The organism is Pacificispira sp. (assembly GCF_965228185.1).
GTDB lineage: Bacteria > Pseudomonadota > Alphaproteobacteria > UBA8366 > Aestuariispiraceae > Pacificispira.
In genome coordinates this window covers 261,124-285,768 of the sequence record NZ_CBDDHE010000004.1, presented here as the reverse complement: position 1 = coordinate 285,768, position 24,645 = coordinate 261,124, and the positions used below count along the sequence as shown (strand labels likewise).

General features: G+C 61.5%; 23 protein-coding genes. 7 read left to right on the top strand and 16 right to left on the bottom strand.

Translation table 11 applies throughout. The features are described 5' to 3' along the window. Nucleotides 1-15 precede the first annotated feature (15 nt). From trpD to lexA, 5 genes are all read left to right on the top strand, one after another. A complete protein-coding gene (gene trpD, locus ACO06O_RS09655; RefSeq protein WP_421878788.1) occupies nt 16-1,062 on the top strand; it encodes an anthranilate phosphoribosyltransferase in 1,047 nt (348 codons plus the stop codon). Further along, the gene (gene trpC, locus ACO06O_RS09650) at nt 1,059-1,862 is read left to right on the top strand and encodes an indole-3-glycerol phosphate synthase TrpC (RefSeq protein ID WP_421878785.1); all 804 of its coding nucleotides are present in this window, start codon (nt 1,059-1,061) and stop codon (nt 1,860-1,862) included. The genes trpD and trpC overlap by 4 nt, the downstream gene beginning before the upstream one ends. 3 nt (nt 1,863-1,865) lie before the next feature. Further along, nucleotides 1,866-2,348 carry a cyclic pyranopterin monophosphate synthase MoaC gene (moaC, locus tag ACO06O_RS09645; RefSeq protein ID WP_421878782.1) on the top strand — a complete coding sequence of 161 codons (483 nt, stop codon included), beginning with the start codon at nt 1,866-1,868 and terminating at the stop codon, nt 2,346-2,348. After that, the gene (gene glp, locus ACO06O_RS09640; protein ID WP_421878780.1) at nt 2,345-3,553 is read left to right on the top strand and encodes a gephyrin-like molybdotransferase Glp; all 1,209 of its coding nucleotides are present in this window, start codon (nt 2,345-2,347) and stop codon (nt 3,551-3,553) included. The genes moaC and glp overlap by 4 nt, the downstream gene beginning before the upstream one ends. 154 nt (nt 3,554-3,707) lie before the next feature. Then, a complete protein-coding gene (gene lexA, locus ACO06O_RS09635; protein ID WP_420416711.1) occupies nt 3,708-4,403 on the top strand; it encodes a transcriptional repressor LexA in 696 nt (231 codons plus the stop codon). A gap of 7 nt (nt 4,404-4,410) precedes the next feature. Here lexA and ACO06O_RS09630 read toward each other — a convergent pair whose 3' ends face one another. Continuing rightward, complete coding sequence (locus tag ACO06O_RS09630) at nt 4,411-6,567, bottom strand: ComEC/Rec2 family competence protein (RefSeq protein ID WP_421878777.1); 2,157 nt, start codon at nt 6,565-6,567, stop codon at nt 4,411-4,413. A 158-nt stretch (nt 6,568-6,725) separates the two neighbouring features. Between ACO06O_RS09630 and gltX the strand changes: the two genes are divergently transcribed. Both gltX and ACO06O_RS09620 read left to right on the top strand, forming a co-directional pair. Continuing rightward, complete coding sequence (gene gltX, locus ACO06O_RS09625) at nt 6,726-8,138, top strand: glutamate--tRNA ligase (RefSeq protein WP_421878775.1); 1,413 nt, start codon at nt 6,726-6,728, stop codon at nt 8,136-8,138. A 162-nt stretch (nt 8,139-8,300) separates the two neighbouring features. Next, complete coding sequence (locus ACO06O_RS09620) at nt 8,301-9,602, top strand: citrate synthase (RefSeq protein ID WP_421878772.1); 1,302 nt, start codon at nt 8,301-8,303, stop codon at nt 9,600-9,602. 38 nt (nt 9,603-9,640) lie between these two features. Here the strand turns inward: ACO06O_RS09620 and lpxB are convergent, their stop codons facing one another. The 15 genes from lpxB to rpsB all read right to left on the bottom strand — a co-directional run bounded on the left by lpxB (nt 9,641) and on the right by rpsB (nt 24,503). Then, nucleotides 9,641-10,828 carry a lipid-A-disaccharide synthase gene (gene lpxB / locus ACO06O_RS09615; RefSeq protein ID WP_421878769.1) on the bottom strand — a complete coding sequence of 396 codons (1,188 nt, stop codon included), beginning with the start codon at nt 10,826-10,828 and terminating at the stop codon, nt 9,641-9,643. Continuing rightward, on the bottom strand, nt 10,825-11,661 hold the full coding sequence (locus tag ACO06O_RS09610; RefSeq protein ID WP_421878766.1) for an LpxI family protein: 837 nt from the start codon (nt 11,659-11,661) through the stop codon (nt 10,825-10,827). The genes lpxB and ACO06O_RS09610 overlap by 4 nt, the downstream gene beginning before the upstream one ends. 21 nt (nt 11,662-11,682) lie before the next feature. Beyond that, nucleotides 11,683-12,486: an acyl-ACP--UDP-N-acetylglucosamine O-acyltransferase gene (gene lpxA / locus ACO06O_RS09605; RefSeq protein WP_421878764.1), complete on the bottom strand. Its 804-nt coding sequence runs from the start codon at nt 12,484-12,486 to the stop codon at nt 11,683-11,685. After that, the gene (gene fabZ, locus ACO06O_RS09600; RefSeq protein ID WP_421878761.1) at nt 12,487-12,954 is read right to left on the bottom strand and encodes a 3-hydroxyacyl-ACP dehydratase FabZ; all 468 of its coding nucleotides are present in this window, start codon (nt 12,952-12,954) and stop codon (nt 12,487-12,489) included. Nucleotides 12,955-12,967: 13 nt separating this feature from the next. Continuing rightward, nucleotides 12,968-13,999 carry a UDP-3-O-(3-hydroxymyristoyl)glucosamine N-acyltransferase gene (lpxD, locus tag ACO06O_RS09595; protein ID WP_421878758.1) on the bottom strand — a complete coding sequence of 344 codons (1,032 nt, stop codon included), beginning with the start codon at nt 13,997-13,999 and terminating at the stop codon, nt 12,968-12,970. A 17-nt stretch (nt 14,000-14,016) separates the two neighbouring features. Continuing rightward, nucleotides 14,017-14,595, bottom strand: a complete 579-nt coding sequence (locus ACO06O_RS09590) for an OmpH family outer membrane protein (RefSeq protein ID WP_421878755.1) — start codon at nt 14,593-14,595, stop codon at nt 14,017-14,019. A gap of 1 nt (nt 14,596) precedes the next feature. Further along, entirely contained in the window at nt 14,597-16,903 is a 2,307-nt protein-coding gene (bamA, locus tag ACO06O_RS09585; RefSeq protein ID WP_421878751.1) for an outer membrane protein assembly factor BamA, read from the bottom strand. 223 nt (nt 16,904-17,126) lie between these two features. Then, on the bottom strand, nt 17,127-18,215 hold the full coding sequence (gene rseP / locus ACO06O_RS09580) for an RIP metalloprotease RseP (RefSeq protein WP_421878748.1): 1,089 nt from the start codon (nt 18,213-18,215) through the stop codon (nt 17,127-17,129). 21 nt (nt 18,216-18,236) lie between these two features. Beyond that, complete coding sequence (gene dxr / locus ACO06O_RS09575; protein ID WP_421878745.1) at nt 18,237-19,403, bottom strand: 1-deoxy-D-xylulose-5-phosphate reductoisomerase; 1,167 nt, start codon at nt 19,401-19,403, stop codon at nt 18,237-18,239. Further along, nucleotides 19,400-20,263: a phosphatidate cytidylyltransferase gene (locus ACO06O_RS09570; RefSeq protein WP_420416698.1), complete on the bottom strand. Its 864-nt coding sequence runs from the start codon at nt 20,261-20,263 to the stop codon at nt 19,400-19,402. Before ACO06O_RS09570 ends, dxr begins: the two co-directional genes overlap by 4 nt. Continuing rightward, nucleotides 20,260-20,991: an isoprenyl transferase gene (locus ACO06O_RS09565; RefSeq protein ID WP_421878742.1), complete on the bottom strand. Its 732-nt coding sequence runs from the start codon at nt 20,989-20,991 to the stop codon at nt 20,260-20,262. Before ACO06O_RS09565 ends, ACO06O_RS09570 begins: the two co-directional genes overlap by 4 nt. Before the next feature lie 30 nt (nt 20,992-21,021). Beyond that, complete coding sequence (gene frr, locus ACO06O_RS09560; RefSeq protein WP_420416696.1) at nt 21,022-21,576, bottom strand: ribosome recycling factor; 555 nt, start codon at nt 21,574-21,576, stop codon at nt 21,022-21,024. 109 nt (nt 21,577-21,685) lie between these two features. After that, nucleotides 21,686-22,414, bottom strand: coding sequence for a UMP kinase (gene pyrH / locus ACO06O_RS09555; RefSeq protein WP_420416695.1), 729 nt, complete (start codon nt 22,412-22,414; stop codon nt 21,686-21,688). Nucleotides 22,415-22,528: 114 nt separating this feature from the next. Next, nucleotides 22,529-23,455 (bottom strand): translation elongation factor Ts, encoded by a 927-nt coding sequence (tsf, locus tag ACO06O_RS09550; protein WP_421878739.1) that lies wholly within the window; start codon nt 23,453-23,455, stop codon nt 22,529-22,531. A 196-nt stretch (nt 23,456-23,651) separates the two neighbouring features. After that, a complete protein-coding gene (rpsB, locus tag ACO06O_RS09545) occupies nt 23,652-24,503 on the bottom strand; it encodes a 30S ribosomal protein S2 (RefSeq protein ID WP_420416693.1) in 852 nt (283 codons plus the stop codon). Between the last annotated feature and the right edge of the window lie 142 nt (nt 24,504-24,645).

Below are 24,645 nucleotides of genomic sequence, written 5' to 3'. Positions count from 1 at the left end.
GCGGGGATACGCGGCATGGCAGCCGACATGCAGGATATGAAGCAATTGATCTCGAAAGTCGTCGGGGGCGGCGTTTTGACGACGCAAGAGGCCGAGACAGCCTTCGACATCATCATGTCGGGCGATGCGACGCCGTCCCAGATGGGCGGCTTCCTGACGGCGCTTCGGATGCGCGGGGAATCGGTTTCGGAGATTACCGGTGCAGCCAAGACGATGCGCGCCAAGGCGAAACGCATCAAGGCGCCGGCAAACGCAATGGATATTGTCGGCACCGGCGGAGACAAGCTGGGGACATATAACGTATCGACCGCCGCCGCCCTGGTCGTCGCGGCGGCCGGCGTGCCTATTGCGAAGCATGGTAACCGCGCCGCATCGTCCAAATCCGGCACGGCCGACGCGCTGTCGCAATTGGGCGTCGATCTGGATTGCCCATTCGCCAATATCGAGCGATCGATCGTCGAGGCGGGCATCGGGTTCATGACCGCGCCCCGACACCACGGCGCCATCCGCAACGTCATGCCGACCCGGATGGAACTGGGCATCCCGACGATCTTCAACATTCTGGGCCCGCTCTCCAATCCGGCCCTGGTTACGCGCTATCTGATCGGCTGCTTCCGTGCCGAATTCATTGAAAAGATGGCCGAAACACTCGGTGATCTGGGGGCGGAACGTGCCTGGGTCGTGCACGGCCACAGCGGCATGGACGAGATCAGCACGACCGGCCCGACCAGTGTCGCGGCCCTGGAAGGCGGCAAGGTCACCTGTTTCGAAATCACCCCGGAAGACGCCGGTCTGCCCCGCGCGTCGCTTTCGGAATTGCTGGGGGGAACGCCGGAACAGAATGCTACGGCGATCACGGCATTGCTGGACGGCGCTACCTCCGCCTATCGCGACATTGTTCTGTTCAATGCCGGCGCCGCCCTGATGATCGCCGATAAGGTTGCGTCACTGCGCGATGGCGTCGCTTTGGCAGCGGAGACCATCGATTCTGGCAAGGCCAAAACCGTTCTGGCCGGGCTTGTCCGCGTCACCAACGATTACCCCAAGGAGACCGTGGAATGAGCGACGTTCTGGCCAAGATCTGCGCGGACAAGCGGGACCACATTGCAGCACGCAAAACCGCCATTCCGGAGACCGAAATCCGGCAGCACGCCGAATCCGCGCCGCGGCCCCGGGGGTTTGCCGAGGCGTTGAGCCGGAAAGCAGAGGCTGGCGACTACGCGTTGATCGCGGAGATCAAGAAGGCGTCGCCATCGAAAGGCCTGATCCGGCCCGATTTCGCGCCGGTCGCTTTGGCCCGCGCTTATCGTAAGGGCGGCGCGGCATGCTTGTCGGTGCTGACGGACGAACCCTATTTCCAGGGTAAGGATCAATATCTGACCGCCGCGCGCACGGCGGTCGATCTGCCGGTTCTGCGCAAGGACTTCATGCTGGACCCGTATCAGGTCTATGAGGCCCGGGCGCTTGGCGCCGACTGCATTCTGCTGATCATGGCCGCGCTCGAAGACAGCATGGCCGCGACGCTGGAAAGCCTGGCCATGGAACTGGGGATGGATGTCCTGGTGGAAGTGCACGATGCCGAGGAGATGGATCGCGCCCTCACCCTGCGCTCGACCTTGCTTGGCGTAAACAACCGCAATCTCAAGACGTTGGAGATTGACCTGAAGACGACGGAAGAGCTGTCGGCAATGGTTCCCGAGGGCAAGGTACTGGTGGCGGAAAGCGGTCTCTACGCCCCAGCCGACCTGGCCCGGATGGCCCGTGCCGGCGCGATGCGCTTCCTGGTCGGGGAATCGCTGATGCGGCAGGACGATGTCGAGGCCGCGACGCGCGCCCTGTTGTCCCGCGCAGAAGCGGCCTGATCCATGACAGGGTCCCTCACCCATTTCGACGCGCAGGGCAATGCCGTGATGGTCGACGTCTCGGCAAAGGACGAGACGGAACGGTCTGCCACGGCGCGCGGTCTTGTTCGGATGTCGCCGGAAACCGTCGCGACCATTCGGGACGGCAAGGTCAAAAAGGGCGATCCGCTGACGGTGGCGCAGCTGGCGGGGATCATGGGGGCGAAAAAGACCCCGGATCTGATCCCGCTGTGCCACCCGTTGCCTCTGAGCTCCGTGAAGGTCTTCCTGACCCTCAATGAGGCCGACAACGCGGTGGAGATTGAGGCGACGGTCAAGCTCAAGGGCCGTACCGGCGTCGAGATGGAAGCCCTGACGGCCGTGTCGGTCGCGGCCCTGACGGTCTATGACATGGTCAAGGCCGTGGACAAGGCCATGCACATCACCGATATCCATCTGGTTCACAAGGCCGGCGGCAAATCCGGCGAATACCGGGCGGCGCCATGATCTCCGTCGCGGAGGCGCGATCGAGAATTCTGGCATCCCTCAAGCCGGTGGGCACGGAAACGGTGGCCCTGGCTGACGCCTTGGACCGGGTCCTGGCGGTCCCGCTCGATGCCTTTAGGCTGCAGCCGCCGAAAGACATGTCCGCGATGGACGGATATGCGGTCCGCGCATCGGATCTGCACATGATTCCGGTGGACTTGAAGGTTGTCGCGGAAGTCGCCGCGGGGGCTTCCTATGACGGCACCGTGCCGCCCGGCAGCTGTGTTCGGATATTCACCGGCGCGCCCCTTCCCGACGGGACAGATACGATCGTCATTCAAGAGGATACCCAGGCCGACGAGGACGCGGGTACGGTCCGAATCCTGGAAAGCGCCAGCCTCGGCACCTATGTCCGCCCCGCCGGATTGGATTTCAAACCGGGTGATACGCTGCTGCAGGCCGGCCATCGCATGACACCGCGCTCGATCGGCCTTGCGGCGGCGATGAACCGGCCCTGGCTGACGGTGCACAGACGCCCGCGCGTGGCGATCCTGTCCACGGGCGATGAAATCGTGTTACCGGGCGATCCGTTGGGTGAAAACCAGATCGTCAGTTCCAACGGTCCCGCCCTCGCCGCCGCCGTGACACGGGCGGGCGGCTTGCCAACCTTGCTGCCCGTGGCGAAGGACGACCCGGAGGCTCTGCGCGCTATCGCCGCCGGCGCGGCCGGTCATGATCTGGTCCTGACAACCGGCGGCGCATCGGTCGGCAAACACGACCTGATCGGCTCCGCCCTCGGCGAGGCCGGCCTGGAACTCGACTTCTGGAAGATTGCGATGCGCCCCGGCAAGCCCTTGATGTTCGGGATGCTGGCAGGCGTGCCCATGCTGGGGCTGCCGGGCAATCCGGTTTCCGCCCTGGTCTGTTTCCTGTTGTTCGGAATGCCGGCCATCGCGAAGCTTGTGGGCATGGGAGATACCGAACCTCAATTCGCCAGGGCTGTCCTGACCGGTCCGCTGCCCGAGAATGACCGCCGGGAGGATTATCTGCGGGCCGATCTGGCACGCGAATCGGATGGAACCCTGCATGTTACACCCTATTCCCGGCAGGACAGTTCCATGATGCGTCGTCTCGCGACGGCCGGATGTCTGATCCGGCGGGCACCGCATGCCGGATCGGCACAGGCCGGTGACCCCGTTGAAATTATTGACCTTTCGTCTTTCTAAGGCATCTCTTCGACTGAATATGTTCCTGTTTGTCCGCGTCATGTTCTAATTTTGCCCCTTGACACGCAATGTGAACAAAATTAGTCCAATAAATGTTCAACGACCGTGGCGGGGCTGGATTCCCGCCCTCGATTGACTACAAGGAGCGGATGGAATGCTGACGCGCAAACAATACGAACTTCTGATGTTCATTCACGACCGGCTGCAGAATTCCGGCGTATCCCCCTCCTTTGAAGAAATGAAGGAAGCGTTGGACCTGAAATCCAAATCGGGCATTCACCGCCTCATTACCGGACTTGAGGAACGCGGATTTCTGCGCCGGCTTCCCAACCGGGCCCGCGCGTTGGAAGTCGTGCGCCTGCCCGAAAACACCGCGCCGGAGCAGTTGCCGATCCGCAATCGCCGGGTCGAAATGCTGCGCCAGAAGGAAGTCGGCAGCCGCCGCTCGATGATGCGCGGTGGCGGTAACACCGTGCAATTGTCACTTTATGGCCGGATCGCTGCCGGTACGCCGATCGAGGCGCTGCGCGATCATTCGATGCTGGTGGATGTCCCAGCGACCCTATTGGGGCGCGGCGACCATTATGCGCTGGAGGTCGAGGGCGATTCCATGATCGACGCGGGCATTCTGGACGGCGACACGGTGGTGATCGAACGTTCCGAACATGCCAGCAACGGCGATATCGTGGTCGCCTTGGTCGAAGGGCATGAGGTGACGTTGAAACGTCTGCGCCGCAAGGGCGACAGCGTGGCCCTGGAACCCGCCAACTCGAACTACGAAACTCGGATTTACCGGCCCGATCAGGTCAATATTCAGGGCCGTCTTGTCGGATTGCTGCGGAAGTACTGATCCGGATTCAGCGCGCCCGTGTCCAGGGGCGTTCTCCGCGCCGCTCCTCCACCGTCACCAGTCTCAACCCGTCCCGGCCGGCATAGACGGCATATGTACCGTTGCGCTTCAGATCGGCCGGGTTAACGACCTGGACCTCGACGCAAAGAGATGGATGGGCGACAACCGGCGCACGGACGAGTGTCGATAAGGCACAATCCTCCCGAAGCGCCCTCGGATCGCTCACGAAGGACAAGGTCACGGTCTTGCCATTCGTAAGGCGTAGGGCCAGGGCGCAGCCTAGCGGATCGCAGCGGATCGGCGCGTCGGGTGTTTTGGCGAGGTCTTGCCAGTCGCCAAGAACCGGATAGGCGGTTTTCTCGCTCCACACATTCTGTGCAAAACGTTCCTTGCGGGAGGATTCGAGCCACAGCCCGTCCCGCCAGACGATGGCTGCCTGTTCGCCATCCTCATGCAGGATCGCAATTGGCGCCGCCATCCAGTAAGGCGATAGGATCCCGGCGATCAGGACGGGCAGGCCACAGAACCGCCAGGCCCGTTGCCAGATCGCACACCAAAGCCCCCCAACCGCCACCAGGGCCAGGCCCCATTCCGGCATGGCAGGGATCTGGGCAACCGAACCCGGCAGGTCGGCGACCTGTTCCGCGATCCAAAGAACCGCATCGATCCCCCATCCCGCTCCCATGGCCGGGATAGCCTCCAGGCCTATCGGCATCAGCGCAAGGCTCAGAAGGCCGAGTGGCATGACCACGAAAGTCACGATGGGAACCGCCACGAGATTGGCCAGAACGGAATAATGCGCCACCTGTCCGAAATGGTAGATCGCGAATGGGGCTGTAGCGACACCCGCGATCACCGTGGTCAGGCAAACGGCGGCGAGATACCGGACGGTCTTCCCGTGGGGCCCGTCCGTATCGATCCTTCCCGCCCAAAGCCGGTACTGCTCATAGACCGCGACCAATGCGATGACGGCGGCGAAAGATAACTGAAAACTGGGGCCGACGATGCTCTCCGGCGCCAGGATCAAGACCGCCCCGGCGGCGACCGCAACCAGCCGCATCGAAATCGCCAGCCGGTCGGTCAGGACCGCGATCAGAACAATCCCGGTCATCAGAAAGGCCCGCTGGGTCGGGATCGTGGCGCCGGACAAGATCAGATAGGCAAAACTGGCGATCAAGGCTGCAGCCGCCGCCCATTTCTTGATGGGCCGGTCGCGTGCCCAGGATTCACTCAAAGCCAGGCAGGTCCGCATGGTCACGAATACGATTGCCGCGACCATCCCGATATGCAGGCCTGAAATCGCCAGCAAGTGGGCCAGGCCCGACCGACGCAGATCCTCCAGCACGGGTTCCGGAACGCCGGACCGGTCCCCCGTCAGCAGCGCGGCCAGGACATGCCCCGACACATCAGGCCGCGCGGTGCGCAGCCGTGTAGACAGATCGGCACGAAACCGCTCGATGGCTGCGAGAATCTGGTCCGCCGGACTTATGGATGCGTCCGACCGAACCAAACGCCAGTGCGAAAAAGCGAACCCGACGCCACCCAACCGGTCGAACCAGGCACTGCGCGCGAAATCATATGCACCCGGGAAACTCGGGCGCGGTGGCGGAGAGACCCGGGCGGTCACCTGGATGCGCTGACCGATGATGGGCGCAGGATCGTCACGCCTCAGCTTTATGCGGATGGCTTCGGGCAGCGCGCCATTCCTCCACCATCCCGGTACCGCCAGATTTTCCAATCGGACCCGCGCGCCGTCGGCAAAGGGTTCGACCGCCACGACCCGCCCCGATACGCCGGACAGGACCCGCTCTCCCGCAAGGACGGGGGCTTCCGCGCGTGCTGTGGACCATCCGGCGATGATAAGACCGATTGCGGCGGCAGCGGGCAGAGCGAACAGGGCCGACCAAGCATCGGCCCGGCGCCACCAAGCCCAAACCAAGGCGACCGCGCAAATCGACAGAAGCGTAAATCCTGCTTCAATCGGCGGCTCGGATGGCAAGGCGAAGTAAACCGCGATGCCGGCGCCTAGAAAGACGGGCAACCACAAGGCCCAGCGTTCCCGCTCCGCCTTCAGCAGAACAAACGGAATGGCGGCAGCGTCACGCAGTGTCAGAGGCCGACCGCGCGGGACGGCCTCCGCCCCAAACATCCGATACCAACGCATGCCCATCCATCTTCCTCCGAAGCATGCGACCATAGATCGTAATTCATGACGATGCGACAGCCGTTTTCGGGCTTTGCCGCTGCCGTCCCGCCTGTGGTAAACGACCGACGTCCCATCAATCGTCCGGGACCGCCGCCCCTTGCCTGTCAGGAGTGACCATGACCGTCGTAACCCGTTTCGCCCCCTCCCCGACCGGATATCTGCATATCGGCGGGGCTCGCACGGCCTTGTTCAACTATCTCTATGCCCGGCATTTCGGTGGAGTTTACAAGCTGCGGATCGAGGATACCGACCGTAAGCGTTCGACCGATGCGGCGATTGAGGCGATTTTCGACGGTCTGTCGTGGCTTGGTCTTCAGGGCGACGGAGAGCCGGTCTATCAATCCGCCCGCGCCGCGCGGCATGTTGAGGTCGCGCACGACCTCCTGGCCAAAGGACATGCCTACCGCTGTTATTGCTCACAGGAAGAACTCGCAGCCATGCGGGAGCGCATGAAGGACGAAGGCCGCAAGACGCCCTATGACGGCACCTGGCGCGACCGCGATCCATCGGAAACCCCTGCCGGCGTCGATCCGGTCATCCGGATCAAGATGCCGCGCGATGGCGGCAGCACGACGATCCGGGACCTCGTACAGGGCGATGTGACGATCGAGAACGACCAATTGGACGATTTCATCCTGCTGCGCGCCGACGAGACGCCGACCTATATGCTGTCCGTGGTCGTGGACGATCACGATATGGGGGTGACGCACGTCATTCGGGGGGACGACCATCTGGTCAACGCTTTCCGCCAGTATCACCTGTTCCGAAATGCCGGATGGGATGTACCGGAATTCGCACATATCCCGCTGATCCACGGGCCGGACGGCGCAAAATTGTCGAAGCGGCATGGCGCATTGGGCGTCGAGCAGTACCGGGACATGGGCTATCTGCCGGAAACGCTGAAGAACTACCTACTGCGACTGGGCTGGTCCCATGGCGATGACGAGATCATTTCGGAACAGCAGGCAATCGAATGGTTCGACCTAGACGCCGTCGGACGGTCCCCGTCCCGCATGGATTTTCAGCGGATGGAGAATCTCAACGGCCACTATCTGCGGCAGGCGGATCCCGCCGGTCTGGCATCTACCGTCGCGGCGGCGCTGAATGTGGCGGAGAACCCGATCTTGGTCGAACGGCTCACGGCAGGCATGGCCGGGCTGACCCAGCGATGCGACACGATCCCGCAACTGATCGACGCCGCCCGGTTCTATGTCGAACCGCCGACATTCCCCCTGTCCGATCCGAAATCCGCGAAACTGGTCGCTGGCGCGGGACCTGTCCTGGCCAAGGAATTGGCGGACACGGCCTTGCAGTCCCTCGATCCCTGGACCGAGGAAGCCCTGCATGACGCCATGAAAAGTTTCGTGGAGGCGAAAGGCATCGGATTTGGTAAAGTGGCGCAGCCGGTGCGTGGCGCCCTGACGGGGACATTCGCTTCGCCCGATCTGACGCAGGTCATGCGTGTTCTGGGCAAGGAAGAATGTTTGGCGCGGATCGCCGCCCTTCCCGAGAATCCGGAGGCCGCCTGACGTTCGATTCAGGCGCGGCATTCCGACTTATTGTGCGCTGCGTCATATCCGGTTAATGTTCCGCACCGATTGCGGGGACACTACCGATCCAATGCCAAGAGGGCGCGATTTATGCCCGAATTTCATTGGCTTCGGTCTAAATAATTGACAGGAGGCGCCGGTATGAGCGACGCGAAAACGCATACAATGACCCTTACTGACAATGCGACTGGGAACAGTTGGGAATTGCCGGTCATGGCAGGGTCGGTCGGCCCGAAAGTAATCGACATCCGGAAGCTTTACGGCCAGACGGGCTACTTCACTTACGATCCGGGTTTCACGTCTACCGCGTCCTGCGACAGCGCCATCACCTATATCGACGGCGACCAGGGCGTGCTGCTTCACCGCGGCTATTCCATCGAGGATCTGGCAGAAAACTGCGATTTCATGGAAGTCTGCTATCTGCTGCTGCGCGGTGAATTGCCGAACGAGACCGAGCGCAAGGATTTCGAGAAGACCATCACCTATCACACGATGGTGCATGAGCAGCTTTTGAACTTCTATCGCGGGTTCCGCCGCGACGCGCATCCGATGGCGATCATGGTTGGTGTCGTCGGCGCGCTCAGCGCCTTCTATCACGACTCCACGGACATCAACGATCCGGAACAGCGCATGATCGCGTCCCACCGCCTGGTCGCGAAAATGCCGACCCTGGCGGCGATGGCCTATAAGTATTCGGTCGGGCAGCCGTTCATGTATCCGCGTAACAATCTCAGCTACGCGGCCAACTTCATGCAGATGACTTTCGGGGTTCCGGCGGAGGACTATCAAATCTCCCCGGCCGTCGAACGCGCCATGGACCGAATCTTCATCCTGCACGCCGATCATGAGCAGAATGCGTCGACCTCCACGGTCCGGATCGCCGGGTCCTCGGGCGCCAATCCGTTCGCCTGCATTTCGGCCGGGATTTCGTCGCTGTGGGGCCCTGCGCATGGCGGCGCAAACGAAGCCGTTCTCAGCATGCTGCATCAGATCGGTCACAAGAAGAACATCCCGGAATTCCTGGAACGCGCCAAGGACAAGAACGATCCGTTCCGGCTGATGGGTTTCGGTCACCGCGTCTACAAGAACTACGATCCGCGCGCCGGGGTTCTGAAGAAGAGCTGCGACGAGGTTCTGAAGGAACTGGGCGTCGAAGATCCGCTTCTGGAACTGGCCCAGGAACTGGAGCAAATCGCGCTCAAGGACGATTACTTCGTCGAGCGTAAGCTGTTCCCGAATGTCGACTTCTATTCCGGCATCATCCTGAAGGCGATCGGCTTCCCGACCTCGATGTTCACGGTGCTGTTCGCCCTGGCCCGGACGGTCGGCTGGGTTGCCCAGTGGAACGAGATGATCGCCGATCCCTACCAGAAGATCGGGCGTCCGCGTCAGCTTTTCCTGGGGTACGACAAGCGCGAGTTCCCGCCGAAATCCAAGCGCTGATCGCTCTTGCGAATTGATGGAAACACGCGGTCCGGAAGTCAGGCTTCCGGGCCGCGTTTCCGTTTCTGGACGATTTCCAGAACCGCTTCTGCTGCCGCCATGCTGGGCACGGCAGCGCCGTCGGGGCGCAGCGTCCCTAGGATCGGCGTCAGGGTCTCGATCTGTTGGGCGCCGGCAGCCCCGATCAAGGAGGTCAGGTGCGTCGCGATGCGCTCCGGGGTGCAATCGTCCTGCAGAGCTTCCGGGACGATCTCGCGGTCTGCAGTGATATTCAGCAGATGCGCATAGCGTGTGCGTACCAGACGCCGCAAAATCCAATATGTTAGCGTGTTCAGTCGATAGGCAATGACCGTCGGCACTTTGGCAATTGCCAATTCCAGGGCAACCGTACCAGACGCCGCCAGGGCAAGGTCGGACGCGGCCATGGCGTCATATTTGTCGACCGGATCGACAATATGCACGGGCATCGGCCACTCAGCGGTTACTTTCTCCAAATGGCCTCTCAAATGCGGGACGGCAGGCAAGACGATTCGCACGTCCCGCCCCACATGACCTTCGCAAAACAGTGCCGCGGCCTTCTGGAAGACCGACAAGAGGCGCTTGATCTCGCCGGATCGGGATCCCGGGAGAACACAAAGGACGAGCGTCCCTTCCGCCAGCCCCAAGCGGCCCCGGAACCCTACTCCGTCGCCCTTGTCGGCGCCGCTTTCCAGTATTGAATGTCCGACGAAGCGCGCATCCAACCCGACCGCTTTGAAATAGGGCGGCTCAAAGGGCAGCAAGCACAGCAGCGAATCGAACAAGTCTTTGAATTTATGGACCCGTCCCGGCCGCCAAGCCCAGACAGTGGGCGCGACATAGTGGATTTTGGGGCAGGTCATCCCGGTGCAGGCTGCGGCCATGCGCTTATTGAAGCCCGGGGCATCGATCGTAATCAGGACATCAGGCTGCGCCGCTTGCGCTGCGGCGGCCGTTTCGGCGATCCGCCGCTTCAGTCTGGGAATGTGCGGTAGGATTTCTACCAACCCCATTAGGGCCAATTCAGACATCGGGAATAGGCTGCGCAGACCTTGCGCCGTCATCTCCGGGCCACCGACACCCTGCAGTTCGATCCCTGCCGGGCATTTCTCCGCCAATGCCGCGGCAAGACGCCCGCCAAGCACGTCGCCGGAACTTTCTCCGGCCGACATGAATACCTTTAGCGGCCGATCCGTACCGGGAATCATTCGACGCCGCCCCTCTTAATGGCAATCAGGAACAACCCCGCCTCGTCGGCCCGCCTTATGGTCTCGTCGCGCGAAATGATCAGGCTGCGATCGGCCTCAACCGCGATTCCGGCCAGTCCGGCGGCCTTGGCCTGTTCGATCGTATCCGGGCCGATTGCAGGCAAATCCGCCCGGTCGGTCTGCATCGGTTTACTCAGTTTCACCAAAGTTGCGGCCGGTCCGTCCCGGCGCAGCGTGGCGCAGCGCGCCAACAGGGCCTCCGTTCCTTCAATCGCCTCGACGCCCAGAACAAGGCCGTCCTGGACAACGACGGCTTGGCCAACATCCTGCGGCGCCAATGCGTCCAGAATTGCAATTCCGCGTTGGATATCAGCCTGTGCATGAGCCGGCGGGTCCGTGGCGCCTAACCGGCCTTCTCTGGGTTTCTGTTCTGCGAGAAACGAGCCGATCGGATGAACCCTGAAGTTTTCCCGTTCTTCAAGGTGCCGGATCACGGTCCTTAAAAGGCCGTCATCCCCTTGACGGAACAGGCCGCGGCCCAGAATCTTCGTCGCGGTGGCGTCCGGCATGAGTTCCTTGAGCGACGGTCGGCGGACGCCGCCGGCAAAGACGATGTCCTGTATGCCTTGCGCACGGACCAGGGCCATGGCTTCCGCCGCGCCCCCGATCCGGATTGTTACGGTGGGAAATTTGCCTTCATAGGCGGCAGGATCGCCTTGGTCCCGCAGAACGAATATGTGGACGTCGATACCCTGTCGCGTGGCGGCTTCCGCCAGTTCGAGCGGCAGATCACCGCTGCCGGCGATAACACCCAATCTGTCGATCTGCGGCATGGCGCGCCCTCGCGGCGACGGCTATTCGCCCGCCCCCAGTGACCGGGGCTGGGTCAAGCCGCGGCTGGATTGGACGCGCACGAATTCCAGGATCTGTCGCACGGCTTCTTCGGTGCCGAAGACTTCGTCGACATCGGCAACACGTTCCTTGATCGTGCCTTCGTCCGCGAACAGCATGCGATAGGCTGAGCGCATGCGATGGATCGTTTCCTTATCGAAACCGCGACGCTTCAGACCGACGATGTTCAAGCCGCAGAGACTGGCCCGGTCCCCCATGACGGAACCATAGGGTATGACATCGTGTTCGACGCCGGACATGCCGCCAATCATGGCGTGGGGCCCGATACGGACGAATTGATGAACCGCCGACAAGCCGCCGACAATCGCGAAATCCCCAAGCACGACATGGCCCGCAAGGGTGGCATTGTTTGCCAATATGACATGATGGCCGACCATACAGTCATGCGCGACATGGGAGCCGACCATGAACAGGCAGTCATCGCCGACCTTGGTCAAAGAGCCACCGCCCTCCGTCCCCGGATTCATGGTGACATATTCGCGGATCTTGTTGCGCGCACCGATTTCCAGCCGGGTCTTCTCACCGCGATACTTCAGATCCTGCGGCGCAAGCCCGATGCTGGCGAAAGGATAAATTTCGGTACCTGCCCCGATCCGCGTATCGCCGTCCAGCACGACATGGGATCTGAGCACGACATCTTCGCCCAGTTCGACCTCCGGTCCGACGACGCAGAACGGGCCGATCTTGACGGAATCCGCAAGCTTGGCACGCGGATCGACAACAGATGTGGGATGAATATCGGCCATTCAGGGACGGTCGCGGATCATTGCGGCGAAGGTCGCCTCCGCGCACAGTTTTCCGTCCACATAGGCTTCGCCCTTGAACTTCCAAACCTGGCCGCGGTTCTGCTTCTTCGTCACGTGAACTTCCATATAGTCGCCGGGTTCGACCGGGCGTCTGAACTTCGCCTCTTCCACAGACATGAAATAGACCAGTTTACCTTCGGATTCCGGCCCCAGGCTGGTGACGACCATAACCCCGGCCGTTTGCGCCATGCTTTCGATGATCAGCACGCCCGGCATGACAGGCTTACCCGGGAAATGGCCCTGAAAATGAGGCTCGCCCATCGAAACGCATTTGATGCCGACGGCGCGTTCGTAGGGGATGACTTCACGAACCTTGTCGATCATCAGGAACGGATATCGGTGCGGAATCCGGTCCATGACACGCATGACGTCGATGTTCTTTGTATAGTCTTCTTGCGTTTCGCTCATCGTTCGCTCGTTCTTACTCTTTTTCTATTTTGCCCGTCGACGCCGCCTTGCTCAGAATCGCATGCTGGCGCAGCCATTGCCGCATCGGAACCGCCGGCAGGCCTCCGACCTTGTGCCCCGGTTCGATATCGCGAATGACCCCTGCCTTCGCAGCGATCTGTGCGCCGGTGGATATGGTCAAATGTCCCGCGATACCGGACTGGGCACCACATGCCACAAAGTCGTGCAATACGGTGCTTCCCGCAATTCCGACTTGCGCAGCGACGACACAGCCACGCCCCATGCGAACGTTGTGCCCGATCTGTACAAGATTATCAATCTTGCACCCGTCGCCGATTACCGTGTCGGGTCCCATGCCGCGATCGACCGTGGAATTGGCGCCAATTTCAACGAAACTGCCGATTTTGACGGTGCCCAATTGCGGAATGTCCAAATGGCCCTTCGGGTTCATGGCAAACCCGAACCCCCGTGTTCCGATCCTTACGCCGGGATGGATTCGGTTATGATCCCCCAGATCGGCACAGCCGACATAGGCGCCCGCGCCTATCCAGGTTCCCTTCCCGATAACGACGCCCCGATCGATAACCGCGTTAGGGCCCAGCCAGACACCGTCCCCCAGAACCGCGTCTTCGCCGACAACGGCACCGGCCTCAATCCGGACTCCTCGGCCCACTTTCGCACTATCGGCAATTGTGGCCCGCTCGTGGATCAGTGGTTCGGGAACAGGTTCGGGATAGAACATCTGCGCGGTTTGAGCGAACCCGTAATACGGATCGCGCATCAAAAGACCAATGCAGCCGTCGGGCAGCCTGTTCGCATATTGCGGCTGCATCAGCACGGCGCCGGCGGCCGAGGCGGATAGACTGGGTAGATATCTCTTGTTGGCCAGGAATGCGATCGTCGAGTCGCCGGCCGCGCCTAAAGGTCCGACATCCTTGAATTCCCGATCCAATGCGTCCGGGTCGGTGACTTCACATCCGATCGCCGTTGAGATTTGTCTCAGCGTGAATGGGCCGCCATGCGTGAAGAACCGTGGATCTGCCACCGGTCGCCTCTATCAGTCTATTGCGCGGGAACGCTGAACTCCACCGTTGGCAGCTTCTCATTCAGGCGCTTGATGACGGTTTCTGTAATATTGATATCGGGCGAGGCGACGACAATCGTCGGATCGGCGTTGGACTGATCGAGGATCAGATTGTAGCCCTTCTCCTCCGTAATCCCGACGAGGATATCCCGAATGGCACTGATGATAAGGTTCCTGGAATCTACAAGGGCGCGTTCGACGGCCTGGCGGCGCTCATTCGACTGCTGCACCATTTCGCGGCGCTTCTGTTCGAACTCCGCAACTTTGCCCTCAAACGCTTCCGGGGCCAGGATAGCCTGTTGCTGTTGCAACGCCTTGGCTTCCTCTTCCAGAGCCGTTTGCTGCGGCGCCAGTTCCTGCAGCACTTTTTCCTGTGCCGCTTTGAGCTTTTGGCTCAGATCTTTCCAGGCCGACGCTTCGTTTTGAATGCGTTGCATTTCCACGATGGCGATTTTGGCCGGCGGAATGTCTTGCGCAAATACAGGAGCCGACCATGCGACCACGATGGCGACGATCACCGTACGTACGGTGCGTGCGCTCATCCATTGCCAGGGCATGCTAGAACCTCGTGCCGAAGTTGAACCGGAAGAACTCCGTTTCGTCGAAGTCTTCTTTCAGAATGGCGTGTGCGAAATCCACCCGGATCGGACCGAACGGGGAACTCCAAGTCACGCCTGTCCCAATTGATGCGCGAAGGGACGGCTCATCCTGAATGCCCGGGCCCGTTTCATCAACCTCTGTCAGATAGCCGACATCGGTGAACAGGGCACCGGACAAACCGAACTCTTCCGGCAGCCCCAAGGGGAACACGAACTCGACCGAGCCGTTGGCCATACGCTCGCCGCCCAATGAGTCCGTACTGGCGGAATCCCGCGGGCCCGCCCCGGCGAACTCAAAGCCGCGGAGATTGTCACCGCCCAGGAAGAACCGGTCGTTCAGTCGAACATCGTCGCCCAGACCAACCAAGGACCCGACCTCGGCTCCGGTGATCAGGCGCATGTCTTCGGTGAAGGGAATGTACCAGGAGCCGCGCAGAGTGGTCCGAAGATAGCGCACCGACCCGCCGACGCCCGCGAAATCGGTCCCGAAGGCCACCAGGTAGCCGTCCGTCGGGTCGATTCTGCTGTTGCGACGGTCATATGTCAGGGTCTGCCCGATCAACGAGACAAACTCAGAGCCTTCCTCTTCCTGGATGAACCGGTTCGCCGAGCTGTCGATATTCTCGATGGTTTCATCGGCAAATCGATAGCGGAGCTGCTGGCGCCAACGATCGTTCAAATCGTACCCGAGCCGCAGACCGAAACCGGTTTCCCGGCTGTCATAGGAGGCGACATCCTGATTGTCCCGCACAATGTGGAACAGATCGACACCGGCAGCCAAATCCCGGTCCAGGAAATAAGGTTCGGTGAAGGCGAAGTCGACCATCTGCCGACGCTGCGACAGCGTTGTGCCCAGACGCAGATCCTGCCCGCGCCCCAACAGGTTGCGCTCTCGGATCGTCAACTCACCCAAGGCGCCGTCAGTGCTGGAGAAGCCGGCCCCAATCGACAGCTCGCCAGTCGACTGCTCTTCGACATCGACTTGAACGACGGTCTTGTCCGGATCGGATCCGGGCACGTTGGTGACTTCGACATTGGCGAAGAAGCCGAGATCACTGACCCGCTGACGGGAACGGCGCAGCTTGGTTGCGTTGAAGGCGTCCCCCTCGACCAGCAGGAATTCGCGCCGCACCACCTCATCCAGAGTCCGGACGTTACCGCGAATGTCGATACGTTCGACATAGACGCGCGGCGCTTCCTGAACCTCGAAGGTGATATTGATCGTGCGGGTTTCGCGATCACGATCAACGATGGGGCGCACATCGACAAATGCGTAGCCCAGATCCCCGACCGCGTTGGTGATCGCGACGATGGTGTCGTCGACTGCGTCCGCGTTGTACCAATCGCCGGTTTCCAGCTCGATCGATTGCTTCAGCGGCTCTGGATCGATATCCGGAATCTTCGACGTCAGATCGAAGGCGCCGAACTGATAACGCTCGCCTTCCTCAATCGTGAAGGTAATGAAGAATGCTTCCTGATTCTCCGTCAGCTCGGCAACGGCGGAAATGACCCGGAAATCCGCGAAACCGTTGGCAAGGTAATAGCGCCGCAGCAGTTCCCGGTCGAAGGTCAGCTTGTCCGGATCATAGGTGTCCGCGCTGGACAGGAACCGGTACCAGCGGGACTCTTTCGTCGCCAGCTCTTCGCGAAGGGCGCTGTCGGAGAAATAGCTGTTACCGATGAAGCTGATCTTCTCGATCCCGGTGACCGGCCCTTCGGCGATCTCGAACACCAGGTCGACGCGGTTCTGTTCAAGCTGGATAACCTTCGGCTCGACACGCGCGGCGAAACGGCCGCTGCGGCGGTAAAGGTCCAGAATGCGCTGCACGTCGTTTTGGACCCTGGTCCGGGTGTAAACGACGCGCGGACGCAACTGGGTTTCGGTCTCCAGGGTATCGTCGTCGATACGCTTGTTACCTTCGAACGCGATCCGGTTGATGATCGGGTTCTCGACAACGCGGATCGCCAGCGTCCCGCCGGTCATCTGCATCGTCACATCCGCGAACAAGCCGGTCGCAAACAACGTCTTCAGAATGTCGTTGACGCCCTGCGCATCGATCTTGTCGCCTTCGCGAACCCCGATATAGGACAGGATCGTTGCGCGTTCGATTCGTTGCGCGCCTTCGATGGCAATCTGACTGATCGTCGGAGCATTCGGGTCGACCGTCGGCTGCGCCCCACCGGGCTGACCCGGCGCGGTGCCCTGAGGCTGCGGCGCGACAATGGGCGGCACGGTCTGCGCCAGTGCTGCACCAGAAGTCAGCAACAGCGCGCCGGCGAGCGCAATTGCGCACGAAACTTTTCCTGGGAAGATTGCCACCAAAACCGCCCTTCTCGTCCCACAAACCGCGAATCATCAATCGAGCCGGACCCGAACAACGTTCGAAACCGGCTCAGTGATACCCTATCGTTAGAGTGGATTAAACCTGAAAATTCCGTCCGAATCAATTCTCTAAGATCGGATTCAGTATGTTCTCATTGGCCGGTCGTCAAAACAGGCCGAGCAAGTCGTTTCCTGTCACCACCACCATGACGAACAGCAACAGCGCCAACCCTCCGCGCAGCAGATATTCCTGGGTCTGTTCATTCAACGGACGTCCCCGCACGGCTTCGACAGCGTAAAACAGCAAGTGTCCACCATCCAACATCGGTACCGGCAGGAGGTTCAACAAACCGAGATTGATCGACAGCACACCCATGAAGACGATCAGGTCCAATGCGCCCCTTTGCGCCACCTGATTCGACATGTCGACGATCTTCACCGGACCGCCCATGTCGTCCAGACTGCGAGACCCGGTGATGATCTCGCCGATCGCCGTCAGCGTCAGAATACTGTAATCCCAAGTCCGCTCCGTCGCCTTGGCGATCGATTCGATCGGCCCGAAGGTAACCACCTGGAACGGGGCATGAATGCCGATCAGGTAAGTGCCCGTTTCCTCATTGAGTTTCGGCGTGATCCGCTTTGTCGAGACAAGACCGTCCCGCTCCACTTTCAGGATCAGCTCCCTGCCCTCGCTCGACTGGACTTCGCGCACCAGGCTTTCCCAATTCGGTACGCTGCGGCCATCGATCGACAGGATGCGGTCGCCCTCGGCCAATTCCGCTTCCGCCGCGGCGCTGCCCGGAACAATGGCGCCGACGCCGTAGGTGACGAAATCGCGGGTCTCGCGAACACCGGCCGCCCCGAAAAGAATGGCCAGGATCGCGATGGCGAACAGGAAGTTCATGGCCGGCCCGGCAAAGACGATGGCCGCCCGCTGGGCGAGCGACTTATGGTCGAAAGAGACGGCCCTGTCCGCGTCGGTAATGGCTCGCCCCGTATCGCCCTGAACCTGTTCCATACTGTGTTCGCCGAACATGCGGACATAACCGCCGAGCGGAATCATGCTGAATTTCCAACGGGTTCCGGACCGGTCCGTCCAGCCGAACAGCTCACGTCCGAATCCGATCGAGAAGACCTCGACCCGCACGCCGCACCATTTCGCGACCAGATAATGGCCCATCTCATGGATGTAGACCAAAATGCAGAAGATGATGATCGCGTTGAAATGGCCTACGCCGCCGATCAGAGAATCCATACGCTACCCTTCCTAATCCAACTATTCCGCCGCAACGGCGACATATTCCCGGGCCTTCGCGCGTGCCTCGCCTTCCAAGGCGAAGACATCCTCCAGGGTGTCGAGTGCCCGGGGCGCAATCACCTCCAGGGTCGCCTCTACCGTTCGGGGGATGTCGGCAAATCCGCACTTCCCACTGAGAAAGGCCGCCACGGCCTCCTCGTTGGCGGCATTCATGATAGTTGGGGCGTGAGGTCCGGCTTGCAAGGCTTCGCGCGCCAGGCGCAGAGACGGGAAGCGGACCGGGTCCGGCGGTTCGAAGTCGAGCCGCGACACTTTCAGAAAATCCAGCCGCTCGGACGGGCTGATCATGCGTCCGGGCCAGGCCAGCGTGTTGGCGATCGGCGTGCGCATATCCGGCGGGCCAAGCTGCGCCAGGACGGATCCATCGGCGTATTCGACCATGCTGTGAATGATCGATTGCGGATGGACGACGATCTCGATCTGCCCCTCCGGCATATCGAAAAGGTAATGCGCTTCAATCAGTTCCAGCCCTTTGTTCATCATGCTGGCGGAATCGACTGAGATCTTTGCGCCCATGGTCCAATTGGGATGGGCCACGGCCTGCGCCGGCGTCGCGGCTGCCATCCTATCCCGGCTCCACGTCCGGAACGGCCCGCCGGAGGCCGTCAGGATCAGACGGGTGATGGCATCCCTGTTCGGAGACTCGAAGACCTGGAAGATCGCATTGTGTTCGGAATCGACCGGCAGCAGCGTTGCACGATGACGGGATACTTCCTGCATCATCAGCCGCCCGGCGGAGACGAGACATTCCTTGTTGGCGAAGGCGACACAGGTCCCGGTGCGGACCGCCGCCAGGGTTGGGCGCAGACCGACCGAACCGACTATGCCGGCCATGACATAGTCGGCAGGGCGTGCCGCCAGATCCGCGATCGCCGTCTCTCCTGCCGCCGCTTCCACATTCGAGCCGGCAAGCGCGGCCTTCAAATCCTCATAGAGCGATGCGTCGGCAATGGCGGCACAATCGGCGTTGAATTCGATCGCGAGCCGGGCCAGATCGGCAACGTTGCGATGCGCCGTAAGTCCGATGACGTCGAATGCGTCCGGGGTCTGCCGCACAAGATCCAGCGTGCTTTGTCCGATCGAACCGGTCGCCCCAAGGATCGTTACGCGTTTCGGTGTCGTCATCCGCCGATTGCCCCGGTTTCATGCAACAGCAGCCAGGGACCAAGCCCTAATACCGCGGCCCCCATGAAGCCATCGAAGCGATCCAGAAGACCGCCATGTCCGGGGATCAGTCTACCAGAATCCTTCTGTCCTGCACGGCGCTTCAACCAGGATTCGATCAGATCGCCGATTTGTGAGCAGATCGACAGGATCGTCAGCATGACCAGGGTATCCAGCAAGGGCGCCTGAAGCCCGTTCTGGCGGAAGGTCCAGACCGTCGCCATTCCGGCGGCGACCGCCACCAGTACCCCACCGATGGCGCCGGACCAGGTCTTGTTGGGACTGACACGCGGCGCGAGTTTCGGGCCGCCAAGGGCACGCCCGACGAAGTAGGCACCGATATCGGTGCCGATCACGGCGGGAACCAACAGGATCAGCGGTGGGATGGTATAGAATTCTGACCGCAACTCAGCCAGAACAATGACCAGACACCCGATGCAGACCGAGGCGGCCGCGACCATGCCGAACGGGAAGGCCCGTTTCCGGGTCGCCGCACTCCAGGCGAAAATCAAGGTTCCCGACATCAGGCAGAGCGCCACCCAAACCGGAAATCCGCCATTCGGCAGGGCCGGCATCAGGGACAGAAAAGCCAGGCCGGTCAGGCCGGTCGCGATCATCCGCCGGTGTTTTCCCCTCACCCCGGTCAGGTTGAGGGCTTCCCAGATCATGCCGCAGGCCAGCAGGCCGATGAAAACGACGAAATAGGTGCCGCCGAGATACAACTCGGCCACGGCGATCGCGATCAGCACGGCACCGGAGGCCGCCCGCACCTTCAGATCGGCCGGCAAGCCCCCTTTTCCCGCATCCGCGCCGGTCGTCATGCGTAGCTTGCCGTCGCCCCGAAGCGGCGGTCCCGGCGGCGGAAATCGTCGATTGCGGCCGTAAACTCGGCCTCGTCAAAATCGGGCCAATAGACGTCGGTATAGTAAAATTCGGTATAGGCGCATTGCCACAGAAGGAAGTTGCTGATGCGCTTTTCCCCGCTGGTGCGGATCAGCAGATCCGGATCCGGCAATCCAACCGACCACAGATAGCTTTCGAACAGCGTCTCATCGATGGCGGCCGGGTCCAACAGCCCCAGGCGCACGGATTCCGCGATCCGGCGCGCGGCGTCCGCGATTTCCGCTCGACCGCCATAGGACAGGGCCAAGGACAAGGTCAGTTGGGTATTGCCCGCGGTCATCTGTTCCGCGTCCTGCACAAGGGCCTGAATGTCCTTGTCCAATCGCCCGCGTTCCCCGATCACCTTGAAGCGCACGTTCTTCTTATGAAGTTCGGCGATCTCGGATTTCAAATAGCGCCGCAGCAGCCCCATCAGGTCGCGGACTTCCTCTTCCGGACGCCGCCAGTTTTCGGACGAGAAACTGAACAGCGTCAGGTAATCCACGCCAAGCCGGCCAGCCGTCTCGACGACCTGACGGACGGCCTCCGCACCCTGCCGGTGCCCCGCGACGCGCGGCAGCCCACGGCCTTTCGCCCAGCGGCCGTTGCCGTCCATGATGATGGCAACGTGTTTCGGCGGCGGAATATCGGCGGAGGAATTGGTCATATCGGGCAAAGCGTCGTACCGGCGCACCGGTCAGACCTGCATGATGTCCTTTTCTTTGTCGGCCAGCGACGTATCGACCTTGGCGACATACTCGTCGGTCAGTTTCTGAATGTCGTCCTGACCGCGATGCAGCTCGTCCTGACCGATTTCGCCGTCCTTCTCCTGACGTTTCAGCGTATCCATGCCGTCGCGGCGGATATTGCGGATCGCGATCCTGGCCTGCTCGGCATATTTGCCGGCGACGCGGGTCAGTTCGGTCCGGCGCTCTTCGTTCAGTTCCGGCAGCGGAATGCGCATGACATTGCCTTCGGTCATCGGGTTCAGGCCCAGATCGGATTCCCGAATCGCCTTTTCGACCGCTTTGACCATGCTGTTGTCCCAAACCGTCACAGACAGCATGCGCGGCTCCGGCGCGGCGATGCTGGCGACCTGGTTCAGCGGCATGCTGGCGCCGTAAGCATCGACATGGATCGGCGTCAGCAAATCCGTGGAGGCCCGGCCGGTGCGGAGACCCTGGAATTCCACAGCCAGATTTTCCAGAGCGCCTTCCATACGGCGTTTCAGATCTTTCATATTCGCAGACATCTTACTTTTCACCCCATGCTTGCGGCATCGCCATCGATCCGCGCGATGTTTTATCCGGTTTGATCCCGTCGGTCCAACGATGCGAACGGTTCGCGGGTCACTTTACCGGTTATTCGGTCACCTTGGTGCAGCGGCCCTGCCCGCGCACGACTTGCGCGAACATGCCCGGTTCGTACAGCGAGAAGACCAGAATGGGAATCCCGCGATCCCGCGACAGCGTGATGGCGGACGCGTCCATGACCTTCAGATTGTCGGTCAGAACCTGCTGATAACTCAGCGTTTCATAGCGCTTGGCGGTCGGATCCTTCATTGGATCGGCGGTATAGACCCCGTCCACCTTCGTCGCCTTCAGCATGGCGTTGCAGTCCATTTCCGAGGCGCGCAGCGCGGCGGCGGTATCCGTCGTGAAGAACGGGTTGCCGGTCCCGGCGGCGAAAATCACGATCCGCCCCTTCTCCATATGGCGCGTCGCGCGTCGGCGAATATAGGGTTCGCAGACCGTCGCCATCGGAATGGCCGATTGGACACGGGTCGGGACGCCCTTGGCCTCCAGGGCCGATTGCATGGCCAGCGCATTCATCACGGTGGCCAGCATGCCCATGTAATCGGCCGTCGTGCGTTCCATCCCCTTGGCCGCGACAGAAACGCCGCGGAAGATATTGCCGCCCCCGATCACCAGGCAGATCTCGCAGCCCAGTTCGCGGACGCCCTTGATCTCATCGGCGATGCGGCTGACCACCTCCGGGTCCAAGCCGAACTCGCGATCCCCCATCAGGGCTTCGCCGGACAGTTTCAGGAGAACGCGTTTGTAGACCAAATCGGATCCGTCAGTCGCCATGGGGCCTCGCTATCCTTCTTCGGGGCAGATGCGCATTGTGAGTATTCGATGCGGCGCAGGCAAAAGAAAAGGGCCGCTCCCACCGGGAACGGCCCTTGTTCTGCATTCCGAGCCTCAGCTCTTCATCGCGGCGGCAACTTCGGCCGCGAAGTCTTCTTCCTTCTTCGCGATGCCTTCGCCGAGTTCATAGCGAACGAAGCCGGCCAGAGTCACCGGGGCGCCGACATCCTTCGCGGCATCCTCGACAATCTTCTTAACGCGGGTCTCGCCGTCGATGACATAGACCTGCTCCAGCAGCACGACTTCCTCGTAGTACTTGCGGATGCGGCCTTCGACCATCTTCTCGATGATGTTGTCCGGCTTGCCGGACGCCTTGGCCTGCTCCACCAGAACGGCTCGCTCGCGTTCCAGATTGCTGCTGTCGACATCTTCGACTTTCAGCGCTTCCGGACGGGCGGCCGCGACATGCATGGCGATCTGCTTGCCCAGGGCTTCCAGCTTCGCGGTGTCGCCGGTCGATTCCAGCGCGACCAGAACGCCGATCTTGCCCAGACCCGGCGCGGTGGCGCTGTGGACATAGCCGGCGACAATGCCGTTTTCCACGGTCAGGGCAACGGAGCGGCGGAAGCTCATGTTCTCGCCGATCGTCGCGATATTGTGCGTCAGCTGCTCTTCGACCGTGCGGCCCGTACCCGGATAGGCGGCGGCCTGCGTCTGGGCGGCGTCCCCGCCATGGGCGAGCGCGATCTTCGCGACTTCCGATACGAAGCCTTGGAAGCTTTCGTTACGGGCGACGAAATCGGTTTCCGCGTTGATTTCAACGGCGGCGCCGGACGTGCCTTCGGTCACGACAGCGACCAGGCCGTCGGAGGCGACACGGCCCGACTTCTTGGCGGCGGCGGCGAGGCCCTTCTTGCGCAGCCAATCGACCGCGGCTTCCATATCCCCGTCGGTTTCCGCCAGGGCTTTCTTGCAATCCATCATGCCCGCGCCGGTTTTTTCGCGCAGGTCCTTCACCATGCTTGCCGAAATCTGGCCCATGGAACGGCTCCTTTTGTCTTAGCGTTTTTGCGGTCGCGCCTCCGGCCCGGGGCCGGCCGGACCGCAGTCCGGTTCAACTACATCAAAGGCTGGTACATCAAAGGCTGGATGGCGGCCCCGACTGTCCGGCCCGCTGTGCCACAGAATTGTGACAGGGCGTTGACGGTCGGGGCACGCAATCGCGATCGCAGTGCGATCAGGCCTCGGTCTTGGCTTCTTCGGAGCCGTCGGCGCCCGCTTCCGGGGCGGCTTCCGCCGGGGCTTCCGCAGCCGCTTCGGCGGCCGGCTCTTCGGTCAGAACAGGCTCGACGGCCGGTTCGGCCGCGGCGCCGATATCGACACCCGATTTACCGAGCGATTCCTGCAGTCCGCCCAAGACGGCACCGGCGACCAGGTCGCAATACAGGTTGATGGCGCGCATGGCGTCGTCATTGCCCGGAACCGGGAAGGACACGCCGTCCGGATCGGAGTTCGAGTCGAGGATACCGACGACCGGAATGTTCAGATTGCCCGCTTCCTTGATCGCGATCGATTCCTTGTTGGTATCGATGACGAAGATCAGGTCCGGCAGGTTGGACATGTCCTTGATGCCGCCCAGGGCGCGGTCCAGCTTCTCGCGCTCGCGCTCCAGACCCAGGCGCTCACGCTTGGTCAGGCCCTGCAGGTTGGCTTCGTCTTCGAACTGGGCTTCCAGCGTCTTCAGGCGCTTGATCGAATTCGCAATGGTCTTCCAGTTGGTCAGCATGCCGCCCAGCCAGCGGTGGTTGACATAGTACTGACCGCATTTCAGCGCATGTTCGGCGACAATCGACTGCGCCTGGCGCTTCGTGCCGACAAACAGGATCCGGCCGCCGGCCGCCGCGACGCGCGACACTTCTTCCAGCGCGCGGGTCAGCATCGGCACGGACTGTTCCAGGTCGATGATGTGAATGCCGTTACGATCGCCGAAGATGAACGGTTTCATCTTCGGGTTCCAGCGACGGGTGGTATGTCCGAAATGCACGCCCGCTTCGAGCAGCTGACGCATGGTAAAAGTCGGCACGGCCATAAAATGGCTCCTTTGCTTCTCCGGTTAATCCTCCATGGAGCCCTTGGTATAAGCCGGAAGCCCGGCACCGGACGGAACGGAACCATATGACGGTCGCGTCCCGGAAAGCCCCATGTGTGTTGTGGCGCGGCATATATACCGC